The following is a 3,257-nucleotide window of genomic DNA, read 5'->3' as shown; positions in this document are numbered from 1 at the left end:
TCGCAAGCTCGAGGCCTAAGGGTGGATACGGCTTCCTGACCCTCCCCCGATGATCAGTCGGGGACTATCGCTCTTTGAAAGGACGCTAGTCGAGATACAAGGGTGGATAGCGCTTTTCTATCCACCAGCGAGGCCGTGCAGGGCACCGATGGTGGAAATCCCAAAAGGGATTTCCACCCTACGCACTGCCAGAGCAATCCGCCAGCATCCTGTCGTCACACAAAAGCGCTTATGATTCCGCGCTTTGTCGTGGTTACAGGGATCAACCCATGCTGTCTGCCGTGAAACGCTACAAGTCGCTGCTGTCCGGCGCCCTGGCGCGTTACTTCCCGCGCACCACCGAGTACCTGCGCGCCGAGAGCGAAGCGGCGGCGCAGCTGAGAAAACCCAAGCCCAGGACGAAAAAGACTGCCGGGACCGCCGGGAAGGCCAAGGCCGGCGGAACCCGGAAAGCCGCCGGCGACGGCCCCGCCAAGCCCCGGGCGCCCGCCGCCGATGGCATCTACGCCAGCACGAGGATGAAGGTGACCGACGCGCAGGTGGACGCCATGCGCGAGCGCGTGGCCCAGGCCGTGGCGGCCGGGGTGGTCAGCCCGCCGTCCGATGAGCAGTGGGCAATGATCCTCGGCCGCGCGCCGCTCACCCGCGTCTTCGCCGGCGCCGGCTCCGGCAAGTCCACCACCCTGGTCCTGCGGGTGGTGTTCATGCTCTGCCACATGGGCGTGGCGCCGGAGCGGCTCACGATCATTTCCTTCACCAACGCCTCCTGCGCCCAACTGCGCGAGCAGCTACTCAAGGTCCTGACCTTCTGGCAGTTCCCCTTCGACGCCGCCCAGGCGCGCCAGTGCGTGCGCACCTTCCATTCGGCCATGGGCACCCTGGCCAAGGACCTGCTGGGCAATCCGCGCTGGTTCGAGCAGCTGGACGAGGCCGGCGCGAGCGAACTGGACAACCCGCTGCTGGCCGGTCGCCTGCGCCCGGCTCAGCAACGCCTGCTGCAGCAGGCCTACCAGGATTGCTACAACACCGAAGCGGACTTTCGCGAGCGGGTACACAGCCTGCTGGATCTCCCGCCCCTGCCCGCTCCCGCCGAAGGCAAGCCTGCGCGGATACCCAAGGCGCCGCTGGATGGCTTCAAGCTGGCCGGCGAGTTCACCCCGCTGCCGCTGTTCGAAGCCTTCTATGTCCAGGCCGGGTTCATGGAGTGCATCGGCATCCGCCTCGACCGGCTGAAGGCTCGCGAGCTCGCCTGCTCGGCGCGGGAGCGCACCTTCGTCGAGGCGCTGGTGCAGTTCTGGAAGCATTTCGAGGCGCAGCTGCAACAGCAAGGGCTGATGACCTTCAATGCCGCCTTCCACCGCCTGGGCGAGGTCCTGGCCAAGGGCGACGGCGTTCCCGGCGAATCCCTGGCGCCCTTCAGCCATTTGCTGATCGACGAGTTCCAGGACATCTCGCCGCAGATCGTCCAGTGGCTGCAGGCCCTGCACCGTGGCCTGGCACGCAAGGGCGAGGCGGTGAGCCTGATGGCCATCGGCGACGACTGGCAATCCATCTACGGCTGGCGCGGCAGTTCGCCGGAGCTGTTCATGGACTTCGATAAGCACTTCCCCAGCAAGGGCAAGGCGAAGAAGAGCACGGTGCTGATGCTGGAAACCAACTACCGCTCCATCGAGCCGGTGCTGCGCGACGGTGAGGCGGTGCTGGCTGGCGTCGCCTTCAAGCAGGCCAAGACGAGCAAGGCGTTCAAGGCCATGCAGCCGGGGGATCACGGGGTGAAGCTGGTGCCCCGCTTCGACCTCAAGTCGCGCCTGCCGGAGCTGGTCAAGGAAGTCCAGGCCCAGTGCGCCCACGTCGCCAGTCGGCCCAACACCGACCGCAATGCGGTGCTGGTGCTCAGCCGGCGCAACGATCCGCTCAAGCAGATCCAGGCCCAGCTGGACGCTCAGCTGCCGGTGCGGGCCTACAGCATCCACCGCGCCAAGGGCCTGCAGGCGGAGGTGGCGATCATCGTCGACGACTGCGCGCCACCGGAGAAACACCCGCTGCGCAATGCGCTCTACGCCCACTCCGGTTTCTTCCGCAACAGCTACGACCAGGCCATGCAGGACGAAAGCCTGCGCCTGGCCTACGTGGCCATCACCCGGGGCGTGAGCCGGGTGATCTGGTACACCAGCAAGGTGCAGGGCGCGACACAGGTGTTTGCGAGCCGGGCGTAGTAGGGAAAGGCTTCCTGTTGGGCGCGGTATGTAGGATGTGGTGGAGCGAAGCGATACCCATCAGCGGGGTTCGATGGGTATCGCAGGCTCCACCCATCCTACGAGCTCAGCTACTACGCGCTGCCAGCAGGTCCAGCGCCACGTCGACGATCATGTCTTCCTGGCCGCCGACCATCCGCCGCCGGCCCAGCTCGACCAGGATGTCCAGGGTCTTCAGCCCGTACTTGGCCGCCGCCACTTCGGCGTGGCGCAGGAAGCTCGAATAGACCCCGGCATAACCGAGGCCGAGGGTCTCGCGGTCGACCCGCACCGGGCGGTCCTGCAGCGGCCGCACCAGGTCGTCGGCAGCGTCCATCAGGCGGTAGAGGTCGGTGCCGTGGTGCCAGCCGAGGCGCTCGGCGGCGGCGATGAATACCTCCAGCGGCGCATTGCCCGCGCCGGCGCCCATGCCGGCCAGGCTGGCGTCGATGCGGTCACAGCCCTCCTCCACCGCGACGATGGAGTTGGCCACGCCGAGGCTGAGGTTGTGGTGCGCGTGCATGCCGGTCTGCGTCTCCGGCTTCAACACCGCCTTGAAGGCGCGCATGCGGTCACGGATGTCCTGCATGTTCATCGCGCCGCCGGAGTCGGCCATGTAGATGCACTGCGCGCCGTAGCTCTCCATCAGTTGGCCCTGCTTCGCCAGCTCTGCCGCCGGAATCATGTGGCTCATCATCAGGAAACCGACGGTGTCCATGCCGAGGCTACGGGCGTATTCGATGTGCTGCTTGGCCACGTCCGCCTCGGTGCAGTGGGTGGCCACCCGCACCGAGCGGGCGCCGGCATCATAGGCGGCCTTGAGGTCGTGCACGGTGCCGATGCCGGGCAGCAGCAGCACGGTCAGGGTGGCGTGTTCGATCACCTCGGCCGCCGCCTCGATCCACTCCAGGTCGGTGTGGGCGCCGAAGCCGTAGTTGAAGGACGAGCCTTGCAGGCCGTCACCGTGGGTGACTTCGATGGCATCCACCTTGGCCTGGTCCAGCGCGCGGGCGATGGCCTGCA

General features: G+C 66.8%; 2 protein-coding genes. One reads left to right on the top strand and one right to left on the bottom strand.

From position 1 onward, the window contains the following. Positions 1-269: 269 nt before the first annotated feature. Positions 270-2,216: a UvrD-helicase domain-containing protein gene (locus ACFW0H_RS30050; protein ID WP_422917470.1), complete on the top strand. Its 1,947-nt coding sequence runs from the start codon at positions 270-272 to the stop codon at positions 2,214-2,216. Between the two features lie 106 nt (positions 2,217-2,322). On the opposite strand, the gene dmpG is transcribed toward ACFW0H_RS30050, so the two are convergent. Next, on the bottom strand, positions 2,323-3,257 hold a 935-nt coding region (dmpG, locus tag ACFW0H_RS30045; RefSeq protein WP_422917469.1), incomplete at its 5' end, for a 4-hydroxy-2-oxovalerate aldolase.

Origin of the sequence: Metapseudomonas cellulosilytica (assembly GCF_049334135.1) — a bacterium.
Taxonomy (GTDB): Bacteria; Pseudomonadota; Gammaproteobacteria; order Pseudomonadales; family Pseudomonadaceae; genus Metapseudomonas.
Note: the sequence above shows the minus strand (reverse complement) of the source record. Positions and strands in the feature narration are given on the sequence as shown.

Excerpts from the sequence above, each read along its gene's own strand:
- ACFW0H_RS30050 (WP_422917470.1), top strand. The coding sequence starts at position 270 with ATGCTGTCTGCCGTGAAACGCTACAAGTCGCTGCTGTCCGGCGCCCTG.